At 53.4% G+C, this 19,586-nt stretch carries 21 protein-coding genes; 7 read left to right on the top strand and 14 right to left on the bottom strand.

Translation table 11 applies throughout. The features are described from left to right. Positions 1-26 precede the first annotated feature (26 nt). The gene (locus U5L07_09620; protein MDZ7831995.1) at positions 27-443 is read right to left on the bottom strand and encodes a MarR family transcriptional regulator; all 417 of its coding nucleotides are present in this window, start codon (positions 441-443) and stop codon (positions 27-29) included. Between the two features lie 260 nt (positions 444-703). On the opposite strand from U5L07_09620, the gene U5L07_09615 reads away from it, so the two are divergent. Both U5L07_09615 and U5L07_09610 read left to right on the top strand, forming a co-directional pair. Further along, the gene (locus U5L07_09615) at positions 704-937 is read left to right on the top strand and encodes a hypothetical protein (protein ID MDZ7831994.1); all 234 of its coding nucleotides are present in this window, start codon (positions 704-706) and stop codon (positions 935-937) included. 38 nt (positions 938-975) lie between these two features. Next, entirely contained in the window at positions 976-2,046 is a 1,071-nt protein-coding gene (locus U5L07_09610) for an IS110 family transposase (GenBank protein ID MDZ7831993.1), read from the top strand. A 454-nt stretch (positions 2,047-2,500) separates the two neighbouring features. On the opposite strand, the gene U5L07_09605 is transcribed toward U5L07_09610, so the two are convergent. The 3 genes from U5L07_09605 to U5L07_09595 form a co-directional block, all read right to left on the bottom strand. Beyond that, positions 2,501-2,845 carry a DsrE family protein gene (locus U5L07_09605; protein ID MDZ7831992.1) on the bottom strand — a complete coding sequence of 115 codons (345 nt, stop codon included), beginning with the start codon at positions 2,843-2,845 and terminating at the stop codon, positions 2,501-2,503. An 83-nt stretch (positions 2,846-2,928) separates the two neighbouring features. Next, complete coding sequence (locus U5L07_09600; GenBank protein ID MDZ7831991.1) at positions 2,929-4,149, bottom strand: glycine/sarcosine/betaine reductase selenoprotein B family protein; 1,221 nt, start codon at positions 4,147-4,149, stop codon at positions 2,929-2,931. Positions 4,150-4,267: 118 nt separating this feature from the next. Continuing rightward, positions 4,268-4,747, bottom strand: coding sequence for a MerR family transcriptional regulator (locus U5L07_09595; protein MDZ7831990.1), 480 nt, complete (start codon positions 4,745-4,747; stop codon positions 4,268-4,270). A 209-nt stretch (positions 4,748-4,956) separates the two neighbouring features. On the opposite strand from U5L07_09595, the gene U5L07_09590 reads away from it, so the two are divergent. The 4 genes from U5L07_09590 to U5L07_09575 all read left to right on the top strand — a co-directional run bounded on the left by U5L07_09590 (position 4,957) and on the right by U5L07_09575 (position 8,616). Further along, the gene (locus U5L07_09590; protein MDZ7831989.1) at positions 4,957-5,289 is read left to right on the top strand and encodes a helix-turn-helix transcriptional regulator; all 333 of its coding nucleotides are present in this window, start codon (positions 4,957-4,959) and stop codon (positions 5,287-5,289) included. Further along, positions 5,279-5,458 carry a hypothetical protein gene (locus U5L07_09585; GenBank protein MDZ7831988.1) on the top strand — a complete coding sequence of 60 codons (180 nt, stop codon included), beginning with the start codon at positions 5,279-5,281 and terminating at the stop codon, positions 5,456-5,458. Before U5L07_09590 ends, U5L07_09585 begins: the two co-directional genes overlap by 11 nt. 287 nt (positions 5,459-5,745) lie before the next feature. Continuing rightward, positions 5,746-7,626 (top strand): aldehyde ferredoxin oxidoreductase N-terminal domain-containing protein, encoded by a 1,881-nt coding sequence (locus tag U5L07_09580; GenBank protein MDZ7831987.1) that lies wholly within the window; start codon positions 5,746-5,748, stop codon positions 7,624-7,626. Positions 7,627-7,716: 90 nt separating this feature from the next. Next, a complete protein-coding gene (locus U5L07_09575) occupies positions 7,717-8,616 on the top strand; it encodes an alpha/beta hydrolase (protein ID MDZ7831986.1) in 900 nt (299 codons plus the stop codon). Positions 8,617-8,719: 103 nt separating this feature from the next. On the opposite strand, the gene phoU is transcribed toward U5L07_09575, so the two are convergent. From phoU to U5L07_09550, 5 genes are all read right to left on the bottom strand, one after another. Further along, positions 8,720-9,847 (bottom strand): phosphate signaling complex protein PhoU, encoded by a 1,128-nt coding sequence (gene phoU / locus U5L07_09570; GenBank protein MDZ7831985.1) that lies wholly within the window; start codon positions 9,845-9,847, stop codon positions 8,720-8,722. Positions 9,848-9,866: 19 nt separating this feature from the next. Further along, positions 9,867-10,604 carry a phosphate ABC transporter ATP-binding protein PstB gene (gene pstB, locus U5L07_09565; GenBank protein ID MDZ7831984.1) on the bottom strand — a complete coding sequence of 246 codons (738 nt, stop codon included), beginning with the start codon at positions 10,602-10,604 and terminating at the stop codon, positions 9,867-9,869. A 107-nt stretch (positions 10,605-10,711) separates the two neighbouring features. Beyond that, a complete protein-coding gene (locus tag U5L07_09560; GenBank protein MDZ7831983.1) occupies positions 10,712-11,935 on the bottom strand; it encodes a PstA family ABC transporter permease in 1,224 nt (407 codons plus the stop codon). Continuing rightward, positions 11,935-12,786, bottom strand: a complete 852-nt coding sequence (gene pstC / locus U5L07_09555) for a phosphate ABC transporter permease subunit PstC (GenBank protein ID MDZ7831982.1) — start codon at positions 12,784-12,786, stop codon at positions 11,935-11,937. Before pstC ends, U5L07_09560 begins: the two co-directional genes overlap by 1 nt. 118 nt (positions 12,787-12,904) lie before the next feature. Then, positions 12,905-13,942, bottom strand: coding sequence for a PstS family phosphate ABC transporter substrate-binding protein (locus U5L07_09550; GenBank protein ID MDZ7831981.1), 1,038 nt, complete (start codon positions 13,940-13,942; stop codon positions 12,905-12,907). Between the two features lie 217 nt (positions 13,943-14,159). On the opposite strand from U5L07_09550, the gene U5L07_09545 reads away from it, so the two are divergent. Beyond that, a complete protein-coding gene (locus U5L07_09545; protein ID MDZ7831980.1) occupies positions 14,160-14,606 on the top strand; it encodes an arsenate reductase ArsC in 447 nt (148 codons plus the stop codon). A 29-nt stretch (positions 14,607-14,635) separates the two neighbouring features. On the opposite strand, the gene U5L07_09540 is transcribed toward U5L07_09545, so the two are convergent. The 5 genes from U5L07_09540 to U5L07_09520 form a co-directional block, all read right to left on the bottom strand. Next, on the bottom strand, positions 14,636-15,310 hold the full coding sequence (locus U5L07_09540; GenBank protein MDZ7831979.1) for a DUF1641 domain-containing protein: 675 nt from the start codon (positions 15,308-15,310) through the stop codon (positions 14,636-14,638). A gap of 20 nt (positions 15,311-15,330) precedes the next feature. Next, on the bottom strand, positions 15,331-16,572 hold the full coding sequence (locus U5L07_09535) for an FAD/NAD(P)-binding oxidoreductase (GenBank protein ID MDZ7831978.1): 1,242 nt from the start codon (positions 16,570-16,572) through the stop codon (positions 15,331-15,333). Positions 16,573-16,852: 280 nt separating this feature from the next. Then, positions 16,853-18,172, bottom strand: a complete 1,320-nt coding sequence (locus tag U5L07_09530) for a porin (protein ID MDZ7831977.1) — start codon at positions 18,170-18,172, stop codon at positions 16,853-16,855. Positions 18,173-18,325: 153 nt separating this feature from the next. Beyond that, positions 18,326-18,499 (bottom strand): hypothetical protein, encoded by a 174-nt coding sequence (locus tag U5L07_09525; protein ID MDZ7831976.1) that lies wholly within the window; start codon positions 18,497-18,499, stop codon positions 18,326-18,328. Between the two features lie 114 nt (positions 18,500-18,613). Next, positions 18,614-19,432 (bottom strand): metalloregulator ArsR/SmtB family transcription factor, encoded by an 819-nt coding sequence (locus U5L07_09520; protein ID MDZ7831975.1) that lies wholly within the window; start codon positions 19,430-19,432, stop codon positions 18,614-18,616. Positions 19,433-19,586 lie beyond the last annotated feature (154 nt).

Raw genomic sequence — 19,586 nt, 5'->3', positions numbered from 1 at the left:
ATGTCAACCATTTATCCAAAAAAAATTTACTGTTTCACTGCCCCGGCCACCCGGAAAAAAACCTCTTTGATTTTCTGTCTGGATTCCCACGGAAACCTGGATAAAAGCGCTTCAAATTGCTGCTGATACCGCAGATCTGCCATCCGAAGCATTTCCCGGCCCTTGTCCGTGGGTTCAATGCAGCATACCCTGCCGTCTTGACGGGATTTTAGCTTTTTGATGTAGCCCTTTTTTTCCAGTCGGGTGACCACTCTTGTGGCCCCGCTTTTGCTGAAACCAAGACTGCGCCCCACTTCCTGCACGGAACAGTTCCGGGTGGCTGACACCTTGTCCAGGGCAATGAACTCGGGCATGGAAAGATCTTCACAGCATTCCCCGTTCAGGCCCTTGGGACCAAAATGCCATGCAATGGCGGCAAGGGTGCTGCCAATCTCTGAAAACATTGTCTTTTACCCTTCGATGGCTTTACAAACGCTCTTTTGCAAAAGTATTATCCTTTGCCCCGGAAAAAATTCCGCGTTCCTGCCTGCTTGTACTTTTACATTATGAACTTTAATTGACGATGTCAACTATTTTTCGCATTGAATGCGTGAGAAAAAGGGGTCAAATCTTTATTTTTGACAAATAAGGAAGACCAATTCCCGGAAAAGACGAAGATGAAATTTGTCGGCGGGGTAAAAACACAAAGGATCGCGCCATGTTAATGGAACTTTTATACCGGGTTAGCGATATCTCCCAGGCTGAGATGGGAAGGCTTGCCGGTGGAATTGACTACAGCGCCATGAGCATCGCCCGAAAGCGGTTACGCCTCAGGATGGAATCGGATACCGCTTTAAAACAGCAGTTTGAGGATGTAGCTGACAAATTGTCAAGAATAAGGGGTGCCACTTTCTGCCCTTTTCAAATTATCAAGATTAAAGATTTGATAATCATATAAAAGGCACCTCCTTTATACCGGAACGATTTTGGTATAAGTTGGGTTGGAAAAAGAGAAAACAAACAACCCTAACAAAAAGGAGGTGCACAATGACATTGTACACAGGTTTTGATCTTCATTCAAACAACAATTACCTGGGCATCATCGACAACTATGGCAAGCGCATTTTCAAAAAAAAACTTCACAATCAACCGGAACAGATTCTTAACACCTTGAATCCTTATCAACATGACATTGCCGGTATTGTGGTCGAATCAACCTATAACTGGTATTGGCTAGTGGATCTGCTTATGGAAAATGGATATAAAGTGCATCTGGCAAATCCTTCAGCCATAACCACCTACAAAGGACTCAAGCACTGCGATGACAATCATGATGCTTTCTGGTTGGCTGAAATGCTGCGGCTGGGTATTTTGCCGGAAGGCTATATATACCCCAAAGAGCAGCGGCCATTCCGGGATCTGCTTCGAAAAAGAGGGCATCTCGTGAAGACCCGCAGTTCGCTAATTATCAGTCTGCAAAACATTATCTCAAGAAATTGCGGGCATCGGATCAATGTAAATGATGTCAAACGACTTAAACAAGATATGGTTCAACCCTTGCTGCAGGATAACGAAGATATAGCCCTCAGCGGCAAAGCCAGCAAGGAAACGATCGATTTTTTAACTAGAAAAATACGAGACATTGAGTCAGCGATTGAAAAGAAAGCAATGCTTACCAGCAACTATAGACACCTGCTTTCAATGCCAGGCGTGGGAAAAATACTGGGTCTGACAATCCAGCTGGAAAGCGGCCCCATAGAGCGTTTTCCAAAAGCGGGCAATTATGTCTCATACTGCCGAAAGGTCAACAGCAAATGGACCAGCAATGGCAAGCAAAAGGGCAAGGGGAACAAAAAAAATGGAAACAAATATCTTTGCTGGGCCTTTTCTGAAGCCGCCGAGCTGGCAAGGCGCTATGATGAATCTGCCCGCAGTTATTTTAACCGAAAGATGCATAGAACAAACCGGATGGTGGCCCATGGGGCTTTGTCGCACAAGCTGGCAAAAGCGGCGTATTACATCATGAAAGACGGAGTGCCATTCGATTCGGCTAAACTATTTTCATAAGGTCTGACCGGGGCGGTGAACCAAGGCTGGGGTTGGATGAAAAATCCACGAGGTTTGATTGGCAGCCGCCCCGCTCAGCATAAATCAGCTGCTTGTTTTTTTGCTGCCCATGCCGTGAGTCACAATGGGTTGGTAACCAAGCCACGCGGTTTGCAAATTGAACACGGTATGGAACCGAAGATTTTCTGGTCCGCTAAATGCGGAAAGGGCCTTCCGAACAGAGGCTGTCTTGCAGCTCTCAAAACCGGAGCGGCCTAAATCCTGATGGGTGACTGGTGCAGCACAGCTGACATAATACACCCGAGAAATAACGGGTGCGGTGAGGAAGCGATCAGCTAGAAATGGCGATTCAAAAAAAATGACAATTTTTTTTGAATGGGGGAGTTTTTTCTCTTGACCCCGGCCTTTTAATGGGTGACCCCGGCCTTTTAATGGGTGACCCCTTTCTGGTTTCTTAAACTGTGAGCAACGCCTCTTCGCTCTTTAAAATCCCTGTCAGCGGCTCGCCCCAGTACTTGACTTCGATCCCGAGCTGTTCAAGTATCTCGGTTGCTCCGAGCTGATCCGCACAGGCCTTGCAGGCTGACACATGAACCCCGGCTTCTCTGGCTTCCTTTACTTTTTTCTGAATATCGACATTTTCAGATACCAGCCCGGCGGTTGCCCCCCAGATAATCAGGGTGACGCTTTCCCACCATCGGCGTTTTATGGAATTGATGGTATACATAAAAACCATTTTTTCGGCAGTTACTGCATCCGCATTGGTCCATAAAACATAGAGATGTGATTTTCCACTCATTTAGGGCCTCCTTTTTACAGATACAAATCATTGTTGCTTTTTAATCTAACAGCGCATCAAGACGCCTGCAAAAATGACGGCATTCAGGCGTTTTGCCCTGCCGGCACAAGAAACATTTTCCCGGTCAGCCGGAGGTCCTTGTCCTGCTCGCCGGCACATTTCTTCTGTATCTCTTTTAAAATCCAGCCCGCTGCGGTCTGGTTCCAGTACCACTCAGCGAACTCGCCGATATCTGGTGCCCGGGCACCGGGCCGCGAACTTGCGGCCTCGAAATAGAAAGCCTTCAAATCCTGGGCGGCCAGACGAAGGGCAACGGCCAGTGATATGTCCTGGCCCGGAATTTCAACATGTTCGCCCAGCAAATAATTGGAGAGGATTGCCGCTGCGGTTTCCGGATCGAAATCGGTCATGGCCGTACGACCGCGTTTTTCCATGCCCTGATCGTACCAGGGGCGGAGTTGGGCCATTTCGCGTTTGAATGCGGATACCCGTTCTTCCGAGTCTGTCTCTTCCTGCCGGGGAGGTGAAAAATTCACCGGGCAGGACCAGGCATCTGCTTCAGCAGACTTTTCGCTGCCGGATGCCGGGGCCTCTTGCTCAAAAGCCGCCAATACGGGGCCTTGTTCAGCTTCGAGAAGCTCCAAAGCCGACCGCAGCACTTTTTTCTGGAATTGGGCATTCTCCGGAGTCCCCAAAGGCCGCCCCAGCTCGAACGGCACCCACAGCGCCCGCGGGGGGCGTATTTTTTCGGTGTGTTCGTAAATCAGGCTGATTTGCGTGGTGGGGATAGATTCCCGCTCGAGATAGTGTGCGAGCGCGCCCACGGCGCGCGTGCAAAACGGTCAGACAGGCACCAGAAGCACCGCGTTCACCCCGTCTCCCTTCAGCAGTTGTGCCAGGTTTTCGGCATGGGAAGCCATCTGCGAAGGATCTGCTGCCCCCATAAACGAATAATGATAATTTGCCACGCTTCCGATAATGCCCTCGTCGGCAAGTTCCCGGAGACGATCCAGGGGAAAGACCACGTTCCAGTCCTGCTGAAAGCCGGTCCGGTCAAAATTGGTGGAGACATGGGTCATCACCAGTTCATTTGCCATAGTATTGCCCGGAATAATCCGATAATCGCCCTCTATCCCCTGAAACGGCCGATCACCTCTTTTATGAAGCCCGGCCGTAGACACAATGGCAACCCGTTGTTCTTCCAGTTTAGTGCCGGCTGTCCATGGGGTTGTGTCAAATTGCGGACATGGTAAGTCCGCAATGTGGGTTCGCATCGGTTCTGTCATTTGATTTAAGCGCGCCATAAAGCCCTCCTCTTTCAATAGTTACGTAATTGTATATTTAATTTCAAAAAATATTCATTCCCGATTCAGATGGCAAATCCGGATGCGGGGAGGCCCCGAATGCTTGCTGCTGGCCTGCTTAAAATATTGCCTTCAGCGGTAAGGGGAGCTTTTTTCTGGAGGTGACTACGGTGCAGGCTTCACAGTTTTGCCGGCAAGGTTTGATGCGGCAGCCGTCGCACTGCCGCATCAGCTTTATCGCTTCTTCGATTTCGGTTTTCAATCGCTGATAATCAGCGATTTTTTGTTCCACCAGGGTTTTCTGCGTTTCAAGATGCTTCAATACCTCTGGATAAGCCTTATCACCGGTTTTTCCATCCCGCCTGGCCCGGTAGATTTTCTTAATATCCTTTAAAGCCAGGCCGGCATCCTTGAGTTTCTGTACAAAGAACACGGTTTCGGCGGCCTCGGGTTCGAACAGGTAAAATCCGCCCCTGCTTCTGTCTGCGGCTTCAATAAAGCCCTCTTCAAGATAATACCGGACCGTTCTTACTGAAGTCCTTGCTTTTTTTGCAATTTCTCCGATTTGAAGTAATTTTTTGCTGTCCTTTTTATTCATATTTATAATTTAAACATACAATCACGTTATTGTCAAATTTATGTGTAATGGGGTCACCCCGCCGTCACATCCCTTCAGATCCATGTCGGCCACTTTTTCGGAGCAAAGCGAGGCTGTCAATTGTGCTTGACTTTTGCTTACGGGATGGCTAAAAAAATAGTCATAAAATATTTTTGTAATCATTATATTGGTCGATTTAGGCGGGTCAGATGGCAAAAGACAGAACATATTCCCGATATACCCGTGAGGCCGCCACCTTGCTGGCCAGGCAAATCCAGCTCGGGCGCAAGCAGCGCAAGTGGACCGAGCACGAGCTTGCCGAACGCGCCGGTATCTCGCGGGCGACGCTCCAGAAGATCGAAAAGGGCGAGCTGAGCGTTGCCGTCGGGCTTGTTTTCGAGGTGGCGGCGTTGGTTGGCATCGCCTTGTTCGATGCGGATCGCACCTCGCTCACCACTCATGTCGCCCGCACCGATGACAAGCTGGCCTTGTTACCGAGCGCCGTGCGCAAGCCCGGAAAGTCGGTGGACGATGAATTCTAAAGCGCCTTACACGGAAGCCTTTGTCTGGGTATGGCTGCCCGGTGCCGTCGATCCGGTCGTGGCGGGCAAGCTGACGGATGATGGCGAGTATCTGATTTTCAACTACGGCAAGAGCTATCTTGCTCGAAAAAACGCCATCCCCCTCTATGATCCCGAGTTGCCATTGTAGCGCACCAACTCACCTGCATCATCGATCACTGGGATGCCGTGTGCGCCGAAGCTGACCTCATCGCTACCGATCGTGCGTTCCTGTGGGGCCGACAGTTCCTCAACCCTTATGCTTTTCAAGACCTCGATGGCGACGCCGCCCAACTGAAGTCCATGGCCGATACGGCACGAAGGGGTTCCAGTAAATTCCGGGAACAGTATCTTTGATCCTTAACATTCATAAAGGAAAAACTCTCAAAACGGTTCCTTTGACGATGCAAAAAGAAAGGCAATGAAGGTTAGATTCTTATGACGACAAATTTAAAGACACTTATCATAGATGCAGAATCAGGGTTTTATAAGATGAAGCGCTATCCGGTTGGGAGGTTTTTCGGACCGGTTGACCTCGGCCTTTATCTGTCAGGCAAATTCAACAGCCTGAATTTCGGAACAGGCCTTCTGGCCGGCTCTGTTTTTCCCGGTGCGAACCGGCTGGTTTTCACCGGTTTCTCGCCCTGTTGGGGTGGATTTTTTATATCATCCATGGGCGGGGCCGGTTTGGTTTTTGACAATCTTGGCATCAACCAGCTCTCAATTAAAGGCAAAGCCCCTGCGCCATCGATATTGTTTTTGAACCGGACACACGGAGAGGAAATTGAAGTTGAAATAGAACCCGTTGACGTCCGGCAAGTGTGGCATTCAGGAAGAGGTGGCATCTATTCTCTGATGGACTATACCTATGACAGATTCGGCGGCAAATATAAATCTGATCCCCGGATACTTGCAGTCGGCCCGGCAGCCGAAGCCAGTGATATCGGCGCAATTGGTTCGGTTCCCATCAAAAAAGGGGAACTGACCCGTGTGGATACCTGGGCCGGCCGCGGCGGCCTGGGGTCAAAACTTTTCAGGGAACATGGCATAGCCGCCGTCATTTATGGCGGCACACACATTACAGAAGATTTCATCAACAAAAAAGTGGCGGACGAATGGTTTCAGGATCGCTATGAAAAGAAACTGGCGGCAAAAGACATCGAAGCCACGACCAAATACCGTTTTGAACCCAAGTTTCAAACAGGCGGCACATTTGGCGTCAACTACGCCACAATGGGCGACAAGATTCTGGCCTTCAACTACCGCACGATATACATGACAGAGCAAGAACGAAATAAAATCCAAAAACACTTTATTGAAGAACACTACCTCAAGCAATTCAATGAAGAAACCATCCAAACGAAAAGCCAGAAAAACTGTGGTGAACCATGTGCTGCCGTATGTAAAAAAATGCGCGGAGAGTACAAAAAAGACTACGAACCTTACCAGACATTAGGGCCGCTATGCGGTATATTTGACCAGCGCGCCGCCGAAAAACTAAATCACACCGCCGATATGTACGGATTCGATGCCATTTCTATCGGCGGAGTTTTGAGCTGGCTGATGGAATCGGTAATTGAGGGGATATTTACGCCGGAAGAATTGGGTGTTTCCAAAACGCCCATATTCGATCATGAAAATTTTGATGTCGTCAAAACCTCCCTGCACAATGCCGAAGTGGGCGTTGAACTTTTAAACGCTATTGTCGAAAAACGGGGTGTATTGGATTTGCACCGCGGTATAAGGAGATTTGCCCACCGCATATCCATGAAGAAACAAAAAGACATGACGCAGAAATTCCTCTACACCGCTTTTGGACGAAGAGGCTGGATGGTGCCGAACCAGTACTGGACGCCCGGCGTCCTGTCGCCAATGGCGATCATGGGAAAATACTACATGTATTATGGCGGGGATTTTCTTCCGCCGCGAACGCTTGGCCAGTTAAATGCAGCAAGATTTAAGCAGGAACTGGTTATGGATAACATGGGGATGTGCCGGTTTCATAGAGAATGGGCCGAAGAGATGCTTCCTGATATTGTGGGCCATCTTTTCGGAAAAAAAGAAGAGTTCCAAAAAGTCAACCAACTTACTGCCAGCAGAATTAACAGCAGAAACGCCTCCGTATTCTGGGAAACAAACATAAGCATCGATTTTGTTTATCAGTTTTTAAAAAGGAAACAAGCGGTTGATGGCGTAGCGGACGAAGAACTTACCCAGTGGATTAAAGCATTTGATGAAGATAAAAATGAAGCGGCATTAAATTTCTGGTATGAAATCCATAAAGGAATACAGGAATCTCTTAGAAGATATAATGTGTGAAGGGGGGCAAACTCAGACTTTGAAATCCGCATAAAAATATTCGGATTTTGAGGCTGACAAACCCCTATTGCGCAAAAAACGGATACGCCTATGGACGAAGGAGCACCGCATTATCTGGAATGGGATAACCAGCGCCGGGTGGCGTGGATAGAACGCGGTGATCCGGATGGAATTCCCGTTTTCTATGCCCACGGAAATCCGGGCTCACGCCTTGAGCTGCTGTTTTTCCATGAAAAAGCCAGGGAACACGGCTTCCGGCTGATCGTGTTCGACCGACCCGGATTCGGCAAATCCGATTTTGTCGACGGCTACCCTCTGCTGGCGTTTGCCGATGATGTGAAACGGCTTGCCGATGAGTTGGGGATCGAACGCTTCGGCCTGATCGGCTGGTCGAGCGGGGGGCCGCCGGTGCTCGCCACCGCCAGACACATGCCCCGGCGTGTGCGATTCGTCTTTTCCATAAGCGGATATACCAATTTCGGGGAATATGAGGATGGCCGAAAATTAATGGCGGCGCACAACCTTTACGGCCCCGGGCTTTCGGAAAAACACTACCCGCTTTTCAACGGCTTCGTCAAGGTGATGCGATGGACGGACCTGCACCTGCCCAATTTCTACCTGAAACTGGCCAGGGGGGACATGAAGAAGCCCGATCGCCGAATACTCGATAACCCGGAAATCGCCGACCTGTTTCTCCGCAATCAGCAGGAAGGCATGGCCGCCGGCACGCGGGGGGCGATCCAGGATCTGGAAACCCAGTGGAAGCCGTGGGACTTCAGCCTCACCCAGATCGAGGGCCCGGTCCATGTGTTTCAGGGAAAACAGGATGTGTTCGTCCCCTGGGAGTTCGCCCGGCATATGGCCGCCACCATCCCGGATGCAGCCCTGCACCTCTACGATGACCAGGGGCATCTTTTCCCGCTTTTACCCGCGTATCAGGCGGAACTTTTCGAACTTGCCCGTTGCCTGGTTGAACATCGGTGGAATTGACGACAGCGCCGTGAGCATCGCCCGAAAGCGCTTACGCCTCAGAACGGCATCGGATGCCGCGTTAAAGCAGCCGTTTGAGGACATGGCCGACAAATTGTCAAGATTAAAGATTTGACCCCATACCCCACACCGACCCCATACCTTTCACCCAGCCCTCGATGCGCCGGCGCAGCTCATCGCGGACCTGCCGGAAATTTTCGATTTTCTGGGATGCCTCCTGTCCGGCGGCCGGATCAGGCAGTTCCCAGTGCTGTACCTCCTGAACACCCGGAAAGGGCGGGCATTTTTCAGCGCTGGTCTCATCGCAGACCATCACCACGTGGGAAAAGGGATGACCGGTGCGCAGCACCTCAAACACGTCCCTGGGCCGGGCCCCGGAAATATCGATGCCCACTTCCTTCATCACCTCCACGGTCAGGGGGTTTAACCGGCCGGGCTGCAGCCCGGCGCTTTCAGCGTGCACGCGCTCGCCGTAAAGATGATTGATCCAGGCCGCGGCCATCTGGCTGCGGGCACTGTTGTGCACGCACACCATCAGGACATTGGGCTTGTCCCCCAATGCCTCCCGCCGGAATTCCCGCATCCGGTGGCGCACGATTTCGCCTAAGGCCAGGTATATGACGTTTTTGGCGATATTGGCGGCATGATCGGCCAGACGTTCAATGCGCTGGGCGATCTCGAGCAGGGTGAAAAAAGCCCGGGCCTGCTGCGGCTGTTTTAAAATCGTCTGCCGGATGTCATCGTAGAGGGCCGAGGCCACGTTATCCACGGCATCATCGCCGATCCAGATGCGGGTGGCGTCCTTGTGGTCTGCTGCAAAAAATGCGGCCACACTCTGCCGGAGCCGGGTTTCCACGTCGCCGGTCAGATGCCGGAGGGCCTCCTGGAAAGGCTCCGCGTCTTGGGGCGTCACCACATGGATGCGCTTGGCAACCCCTGCGGCCAGATCCCCGATTCTTTCCAGGTCGTGGTTGACCTTCAGTGTGGCCAGCAAAAACCGCAGATCATCGGCCACGGGCTGGTGCAGGGTGATCATCCGGATGCAGTCTTCCTCCAGGCCGACCTCCTTTCGGTTGATTTCGTGCTCGGCCCGGATCACCTCACGGGCGGCGGCCGCATCCGCGGCAATGACTGCGGCAAACGATCGGTTCACGTTGTCGGCCACGCGGCCGGCAAGAGATGCCAGGCTGTTTCGGATCTCGTTGATTTCGTTTCGGTATCGGGTGGACATAAAATGCGGTTTCCTTTTTTTATCCAAACCGGCCGGTAATGTAGTCCTGGGTTTCCGGCTTGTCCGGGTTTTGAAACAATTTCTCGGTGGTGCCATATTCAATAATATCGCCGGTATACAAAAACGCCGTGTAATCGCTGATCCGGGCGGCCTGCTGCATGTTGTGGGTGACAATCACGATGGTGTAGGCCTTTCGCAGCTCCCAGATCAGATCCTCGATGGCGGCCGTGGAACGGGGGTCCAGGGCGGAACAGGGCTCGTCCATGAGCAGCACCTCCGGTCCCACGGCAATGGCCCGGGCGATGCAAAGCCGCTGCTGCTGCCCGCCCGAAAGGCTCAAGGCCGAATCATGCAGCCGGTCCTTGACCTCGTCCCAGAGTGCGGCCCGGCAAAGGGACCACTCCACCAGCTCGTCCATCTCCTGCCGGGTGACGCGCATGTGCATGCGCACGCCAAAAGCCACGTTTTCGTAGACCGACTTGGGAAACGGGTTGGGCTTTTGAAACACGATGCCCACCCGGCGGCGCAGCTCCACCACGTCGGTGGCGGGCGACAGCACATCAATGTCATGCATGGTCAGTCGCCCCTCGGCCCTTGCCGTCAATATGGTGTCGTTCATCCGGTTGATCCAGCGCAAAAGCGTGCTCTTGCCGCAGCCGCTGGGGCCGATAAAGGCCGAAACCCGGTGTTTGGACAGGCTCAGATCAATATCTCTTAAAGCATGAAAAGTCCCGTACCAGGCGTTGAAATTTTCCATGTAAACAGCCGGGGACGCGTCCCGGCCGGCGTCTTCATCCCCGGCTGCTTTTTGTTTCTGAAAGTCTGTATGCATCATTGCATTCATTTTTTGGTTTTGGCTTTCTTTTATGAAAGCGGTTTCTGAAATTTCTGCCGGATCAGCACGGCCGCAGCATTAAAAGTCAGCAAAACAGCCAGCAAAACGATGATTCCGCTGGCGGCGATTTCATGAAACGAAGCCTGGGGCCGCTGGGCCCAGTTGAAGATCTGCAGGGGCATGGCTGTAAAATCATCCATTAAATGGCCCGGCGGATTGGAAATAAACACGATGCCGGCAATCATTAAAAGCGGGGCGGCCTCCCCGATGGCCCGGCTGATGGCCAGAATGGCGCCGGTCATGATGCCGGGCAGGGCCGAGGGCAGCGTGACCCGGCGCACCACCTGCCAGCGCGTGGCCCCCAGACCGAGGGCGGCCTCCCGCAGGGAGTCCGGCACAGCCCGCAGCGATTCCTGAGCGGAGATGATCACAATGGGCAAAATCACCAGCATCAGGGTCAGGGCCCCGGCCAGAACCCCGCGGCCGAACGGAATCCGGAAATAATACCACTGCCGGCGGTCAATCCGGCCGGCCATGTCGTTTTCCCGGAGGGTTCGTGCGGAAAGAGTCTCATCTTCCGGCCAGGGGGCGTCTGCGTCGATGACATGAACTTTTAAGCCCTCGCCTTCCGGTGTCATTGCCGTCATGCCCTGCTCCGGGTCCGTATACGGCGCATCCGGCCTGTTGACAGGCACGAGCATCACCACGCCGGCCTGGTTGTAGAACTGATCATAATACTGGATGCCCATTTCAAAGGCCGGGCTGTTGGGACTGCCAAAGAGCTGGAACATGGAGACAAAAGCGGTCAGGCCCACGATACCGTAAACCACCGAGGGCACTCCGGCCAGGTTGGTGATATTGGCCTGCACAAATGCCAGTGCCCGGCGCAGCAATTGCCTCCTGGGCCTGAATTCTTCCAGGAAAATGGCCGTGGCAATCCCCAGGGGCAGGGTAAAAACCGCCACCAGGACCAGCAGCCAGACCGTCCCCCAGATGGCGGGATAAAATCCCGCTTGGGACGGATCCGGGCCCGGCGGTGCAGTAAGAAAGTGCTGCGACAGGGTCCCGATGCCGTTATAAAGGATGGCGGCCAGAAAAAGCACCAGCAGCAGCACGGCAAAGGCGGTGATCCCGAAACAGATGCGCCTGAACCATCTCTCGGTGCGGTGACGCCCGGCAACCGAGCGCCGCACCGCCTGCATGCGTCCGGGATCAGAGATGACATCCGGGGCTTTTTGGGCAATTGTCGTCATTATTCGTATGTCTCCCGAAACCGTTTCCGGATGACCGCCCCGAGAATCGTCAGTATGAATGTAATCACAAACAGGGTGGCGGCCACCGCGTACATGGAAAAATATTCAACCCCGAAATTCGACACGTCCCCCAGGGCCATCTGGACCATAAACCCGGTCATGGTCTGGATTTCCTCGCGCACGTCCAGTGTGAGCCTGGGCGTGCTGCCCGCGGCCAGGGCAACGATCATGGTCTCTCCCACGGCCCGGGCCGCAGCCAGAAGAACCGAGGAAATGATCCCGGAAAGGGCGGCCGGAAACACGACCTTGACAGCCGCATCAAACTTGGTTCCCCCCAGCCCGTATACGCCCTCCCGCAGGCTCGATGGCACAGCGCGAAGCGCATCTTCGGACAGGGAGCTGACAATGGGCAGAATCAGAATGCCCACGGCAATGCCGGCGGCCAGGGCGTTGTAGGAGCCAAATCCCTCATGCAGCATTTTCAGCCCCGGGGTCAGCAACACCAGGGCGAAAAATCCGTACACCACCGTGGGAATGCCGGCCAAAATTTCCAGGGCCGGCTTTACCACAGCCCGCACCCGGCTGCCGGCATATTCGCTTAAATAAATGGCGGTCACAAGCCCCATGGGCACGGCCACAATCAGGGCGATGCCCGCCACCAGAAACGTGCCGCAGACCAGCGGCCAGATGCCGAAGTGTTTTTCAGCCCCCAGCAGGGGATTCCACTTCACCTGCCCGAAAAACTCCCCCAGGCTCACCTCATCCTGGCCGAAAAAATGGGCGGTTTCGATCCCGAGGATCAGGACAATGGCCAGGGTCACCAGTATGGAAAACAGGGCCGATCCCGCCAGTATCCCGATGATGCCCGTTTCCCGGAATCCGCTGGGCCCGAAACGAACGCATCCGTTTGGGGTTGGGTGCCCCGGGCAGATCCGCAGGCGGCCGCTGGTCTGTGGATTGGGATGTCATTTATTTCGTGTCCAGCAGGTTTTCTTTTTTGTAGATGGCGTTTAATCCGCCCTCGCGCTTTTCCATTTCCGGGGTCATATAGGTGGTGCCCGTCAGGCGCTGCTTTAAAAAGCTTTCCGCCCGGGACCCGATTTCATCGGGAACGGCCACGTATCCCACCTCTGTTGCGAACCGATCATCATGGGCAAGGTAAAAGTTTACAAATTCGCGCACTTCCGGCCGGCGCAGGGAGTTAAAATTAACATAGATAAACAATGGACGGCTTAAGGGAAAATAATCACCGTTGATCACGTTTTCCGGCTCGGGCAGAACCGCCTTGCCGGTTTTGGGGTTGACAACGGGCACGGCTGTGAGCTTTGTTTTGTTTTCGTAATAATAAGCGGCCCCGAAATAGCCGATGGCGTACCGGTCTCCGGAAACCCCGGTCACCAGGACATTGTCATCTTCGCTGGTGGACATATCGGGCCGGAAACTTTTGCCTTCAGGCAGAACCACTTCCCTGAAATAGTCAAATGTGCCCGAATCCGTGCCCGGGGAATAGACCTTGATGGGCTCATCCGGCCATGCCGGGTCCAGATCGCTCCACTTGCGCGCTGTGCCGTCCTCGAGATAAATGGCCTGCAGGTCCTGGATGGACAGCTCATCTGCCCAGTCGTTTTTTGGATTGACCACCACGGACAGCCCGTCCATGGCCACCGGCAGCTCGATGAAGCGCACGCCGTTTTGCGCGGCCGCCTTGAATTCCTTTGCCTTAATCGGCCGGGAGGCATCCGAGATGTCGGTATCGCCCCTGACAAACCGCTTAAACCCGCCGCCGGTCCCGGATATGGCAACCGTTACATTGACGTTGGGAAAGTCATCCCGGAATGCCGCGGCTGCCGCCTCGGTAACGGGATAGACGGTGCTTGATCCGTCCACCACGACCTTGCCGCTCAGGGCCGAGGATTGGGCCCCGGCCGGGGCGGCCCAGACGGCTGCAAAAGCTGCGGCAACGGCCAGCGCCAGCAGGGTCATTTTAATTTTTGCCATGGTTTTCATGTGCGCAATCTCCTTTTTTGTTTTTGTTCGGGATTGGCTCTGCGGTCGATTCCCGAACCGCAGGCGATTTTCGTTGACAGCGGTAAAAACTTTTTTTACGCTGTGTTTGACTTTATTATATTTCGCGAAACTACGAAGTCAATAATTTTCCGGTTACATTTGTGTGACAACAGTTCAAAGTGGCAACTGCAACTAAAATAAGAAGGATAACCCAAACATGAAAACAGAAAATGCCGAAATGGACGAAAACAGCCGGGTGCTTTTTATCTGCCGGCACAATGCCGGGCGCAGCCAGATTGCAGAGGCGCTGCTCAAAAAGATGACAGGCGGCAAACTGGCTGTGGAAAGTGCGGGCTTTTCACCGGCTTCGGCGGTCAACCCGCTTGTAGCGACTGTGATGCAGGAACAAGGAATTGACCTGTCCGGAAAAAAGCCCCAAAGCGTATTTGAATTGTTTAAGCAGGGGCGGATCTACACCCACGTGATCACGGTATGCGATGATTCGGAAAGCGACTGCCCTATATATCCCGGAATTGCCAGACGTCTGCACCATCCTTTCCCCGATCCCGCGAAGGTTGAGGGCTCTGAAGAAGAAAAATTGGCCAGGGTCCGGGAAATCCGGGATTTGATCAAGCAGTGGCTGGAGCAGCAGGTTTCAGAGTGATACCGGGCAGGCCTTACCCATGCCGGGCATCAGGATGATCGGAAAGCTTTTCCCGGCTGATCCGCCTGTAACGATTCGCCCAGCGCCCGCAGCAGATTGAGCAGCACTCCCATTCCGCGCCTGACCCGGTCTTCGCGCAGGGCTTTGAGCATATCCAAAATCCCGGCTTTTGCCACCCGGTCCAGATCCAGCAGGTCCGGCACTTCGGCCAGCCGGTCAAGGTTTTCCAGGCTGCGATCGCCTGAGAGCTTCACGCCCGCCTGCATCAGCCCCAGAATGGTCTTTTGCAGCCTGTCGATGTCCTGGCGGCTGTGATTTTTTGAAAATTCTTCCATGACATCCAGAAGGCTTTGTCCAAGGGCAAAGACCCCGTTTCTTTCCATGCGGTCCAGGCTTTCAATGAACTGGGGCACGCTGTCGCGCAGCAGGGGCTCGCTCACATCCAGAAGGTCAATACCCTTGTTGAGCAGATCCAGGGCATCGGTGAGATGCCGGGTGCTTCTGGCCATCTTTTTTAACAAAAACAGCAGATCTTCTATCTGAAAATCCGGTTCGACCTCGGCCAGCTCGATGATAACGGCCCTGACCGCCTCGTTGACCCTCGGCTCCAGGTCGCGTTTGAGTTCATTGGCGGCCTCAGCCGACCGGCTCAGGGGCACAAGCATCTCTTCGATGCGCTGGAGGCGCGCTTCAATATCTTCCATGCTCGACATCGAAATCTCCTTTAAGCAGCCGGGATATAGGGGCGGACCTTGCCGGCCAGGTTCATCTGCGGCTCCAGGGGCAGTTCATTGCCCGGCATCATCAGGTTCCAGTAAACCCACCGGAAAAGCATCTTGCCCCAATAGTTGGCCAGACTTTCGCTGAGCAGGTTAAAAGGGCCCAGGCCCGGAAAGGGGAATTTTCCCGGCAACGGCTCCACCGTGTAGTTGAAATCAAGCAGAGTGGCTTTTTCATAACCGGAGGCCAGAAAGCAGGTGGCATGGCCGTCAAAAGTGCTTTTGGGCGGGTATCCCTCGATTTCGCGCAGGATGTTTTCCGTCACGGTGTAAGACTCATAATGGGCCACAGACCCGGCTTTGGAAGTGGGGACATTGGTCACATCGCCCAGAACATAGATCCGGTCGAAATCCTGGGACTTAAGCGTGTGCCGGTCGGTTCTCATAAAGCCCATGGGATCGGCCACCCCGGAATCAATCAGCGAATTGTCGCCCATGTTGGGGGGGATGGAAACCAGAAGGTCATAGCCCACCTCCTCTCCCGAGGCTGAAACAATGGTCTTGCTTTGCCCGTTGACTTCGGAAAGGGTGAACTGGGTTCGCAGTTGGATGTTTTTTTTCTCCGCCATGCGCGTCAACTCTCGGGTAGCCGCCGGTTTGGTGAAAATGCCGTCCAAAGGTGTTACCAGTTCAATCTCCACCCGGTCTCTGACCCCGTTTCGGGTAAAAAACGCATCGGCCATAAACACGAACTCGATGGGGGCGATGGGGCATTTAAAAGGGGTGTCGGCAATGTTTACCACCAATTTGCCGGATTCGAAATACTTAAGCTTTCTGCGCAGGTTAAGGGCGCCTTGCAGGGTGTAGTAGTCAAAGGCGGTTTCCTGCCAGGTCTCCATCAGGCCGTCGACTTCTTCCGGGGCGATCCGGCACCCGGTGCTGACAACCAGCCAGTCGTAGTTATACCGGCTTTTTTCAGTGACCACCTGCCGCTTGTCCGGCTCAACCCCCGTCACCCGGTCCACAACAAAGTCCACGTCTTTGGGAATAAATTCGCGCTTGGGCCGCAAAACATCCTGTTTGGAATAAATTCCGAAAGGAATGAACAAGTACCCGGCCTGGTAGTGGTGCTGCTCGTCTTTGTCGATGATGGTGATTTGGAAATCGCTGTCATCAAGCTCGCGTCTGAGCTGGTTGGCCACAATGGTCCCGCCGGCTCCGGCCCCCAGAATGACGATATTTCGCATGGGTCCTCCAAACTTGTTTGGATTCAATGTTAAGCCCCTGGCGGGGATGGTCTCCCGCAGGCATTCTTTTTATACCTTTAATCATCAGCGCGGGGCCATGCAACTATCACTTCATGATTCAGGCAATCAGATGGTGCCGGCGCAGCAGAGAGGCCTTGCAGGGCCACCGGACCGGTTCGGCGCCTTTCCTGTAAAGCGCCTCAAAAAGACAATGGCTTCAATAAAAAAAGAGCCCGCATGCGGGCTCTTTTTTTATTGCTTCAGGTTTTTTCTGCAGCTGTTAAAAATCAACCTGGAACCGGGCCTGAACAATGTTGGCGCTGTCATCATCCACGCCGGCGCGGTCTTCGAGATCTGCATACACGTAATTGAGCATCGTGCGAACGTAGGGATTAAGATGCCAGTTGACCCCTAACGTCAAATCGCTTAATTCGCCGCCCCCAATTGCCTCATCGTTTAAGTCCAGGCTTGAGTAGCGCACGCCGAGCTCCCATGCACCCGCTCCCGGCTTATGGAAATTAAAGTCCCTGTCTGGCTTAACCCTGCCGAAAGATCCTGAACCGGGCTTGTAATTGCGGCTTTCGCCTGTGAGAAAATAGCTGCCGTACACATAATAGCCGCTGAAGCTTGGATCAGATGCCGCGTCCGAGCCCACAAAGCTCTGCATGTATTCGCCTTGCACAGAAAACGGTCCCATGACCGTGGCCGCCTCCAGATTCATGATATCCGCGTCGTCAAAACCAAAGTCGCCGGTTTCAGCCAGGCGCACGCCGGTTATATGCGCTTCCGGCCGCTGCCTGTAATTAAGCGTTGTTTCGTCTTCATCCCGGAACTGCCGGGTGTAGGAAATGCCCAGGTGCACGGCCTTTTTCCCGTCCTCAGCGTAAACCGGCGCCCCGGTGACCCTGGCGGTAACATTGATGTCCGTATGATCATTGAAGCTTTCCCCGAAGCCGTCGGCGTCATAAAACGCGCCTATGGCCCAGGACATGCGTTTTCCCAGAGCGGAGTCATATGCCATGATACCGGTGTTTCTGCCCGGGGAAAAAACATTGGGCAGAGCCCGCTCCATGAAGGTGATGTACTTGCTGCTGGTCTGTTCTTCCAGAGAAAACGGCTCCTTGAAATGACCGATCTTTATGTTTCCTATGGCCGGAACCTTTTTCATGCCGATGTACATGTCCTTAAAGTCGGCGTCTCCGCCGGCAAAATCGTATTGCGCTTTAAAAAAAGCATTGTTTTCGAATGAACCTGAGGCAAAAAGACGGGCGCGCCGGAATTCCACGCCGTCTCCGTCCAGGCCGCCGCCCAGGTCATTATCGAAGCTGTTATCGGCACTGATGTTTGCCCAGTCAACCATGATTCGCCCGCCGAAGTTCACATCATAGCTGCTTTTTTCACTGTGGAGGTTGCTTTTGAGCTCTTCATACTTGGAATCCGAAATCTGGTTCTGCTGTTTTAAGATATCCAGAATCTCCTCTGTGGTGTTTTTCTCCGCCGCAGCGGGCGCCGCAGCAAATGCGAAAACACATGCGAGAACCGACAGTACAACCGCCGCTTTCCGGCTCAATGACCCTCCAAACGGATTAAAACGTTTCATTTGCCTTTCTCCTCCTTTTTGACTTGAATTTGAATTTGAACTTTCACTATCTGCTAAGTCTCCCAATGTCACTTGACTATGATGGGGCCCCGCAGGCGTTCTTTTTATATCTTTAATCATCAGCGCGGGGCCCGGCAACTATCGCTTCATAATTCAGGCAATCAGATGGTGCCGGCGCAGCAGGGGGCGTGGATCGATGAGATGCCGGCGGAACCAGCCCTCCCCCTGGCCGATTCCGCCGGCCAGGGAAAAACCCGCGGTCTGCCCCTTCCATACAAAACAGGGACCCATCCGTTCGATTGGTTGATTCTGCTTGTAAGCATTCATTCTTCTTCATGGTCAATTAATGTATTTCGCGAAACTACGAAGTCAAGTTTTCATTTCCACACATTCTGTTTTTTTCCGAAGATAAAAACAAGCGTTTTTTCACATCACCGGTTTTCACAGGCCCTTGCCGGTGCCCTGTTGACCGAGCCAGTCACGGATCTTTTCATCCAGCATATCCCGGACCTGCCTGAAAACCTGTTTTTTCTCCTCTTCCGAACCTTCGGCTTCTGCGGGATCGGGCACGGGCCAGTGCAGCCGGCGGCTGACCCCGGGAAATACCGGGGTGTGTTCTTCTGCCAGGGAACATACCGTGATCAGATAGTCGAAATAGGTGGTGCCGATATATTCCATCACGCTTTTGGGTTTCTGGCCCCGGATGTCGATGCCGATTTCATCCATGACCGTAACGGTCAGAGGGGGGATCTGCCGGGGCGCGACCCCGGCGCTACAGACCTCGTAAGCCGAACCGCCCCTTTTGCGAAGCAGGGCTTCGGCCATCTGGCTGCGGCAGGAATTGCCGGAACACAGAAACAATACCCGCACCGGTTCTTCTTTTGCCGCGGGCACAGGGGTTGATTGTACCGCCACGGCCCTTCTGGCGGCATCGGTTTCCAGCACCGAATCCTCCAGCACCACTTGCCTCAGCCATGCAAGCAAAGGCCGGACCGCCGGATCTGCATTCCGCCCCGGCCACCGGTAAAGACGCCATCTTCCATACCGGACGGCCGCCAGCAGGCCGGCGCTTTCCAGGATATGCAGGTGCTTGGACAGGGTGGAAGGCGCCATTTTAAAAATTTCAATAAAATGGTGCAGGCTCAGCGGACCCCCCTGAAGGCATATGAGCATGCGAACCCGGATCGGCTCGGACAGTGCTTTGGCCAGTTCGCTGATGCCGGCCGCGGTTATTTTTTCGGTATTTTTATTCGATTCCAAAACATTGACCTTTCATCTTGACAGGGGTTGATCACTATATCATAATAATATCACATTTCGCCAAAGTACGAAAAGATTTTTTCGGGTCAAATTTATCGCGATTCTATGCAGACGCTGCAGCCGGCTTTTGGTTTCAGGGCTATCATTGCCGTAA

The sequence above is a fragment of the Desulfobacterales bacterium genome, assembly GCA_034520365.1.
In the GTDB taxonomy this organism is placed as follows: Bacteria; Desulfobacterota; Desulfobacteria; order Desulfobacterales; family Desulfosalsimonadaceae; genus M55B175.
Note: the sequence above shows the minus strand (reverse complement) of the source record. Positions and strands in the feature narration are given on the sequence as shown.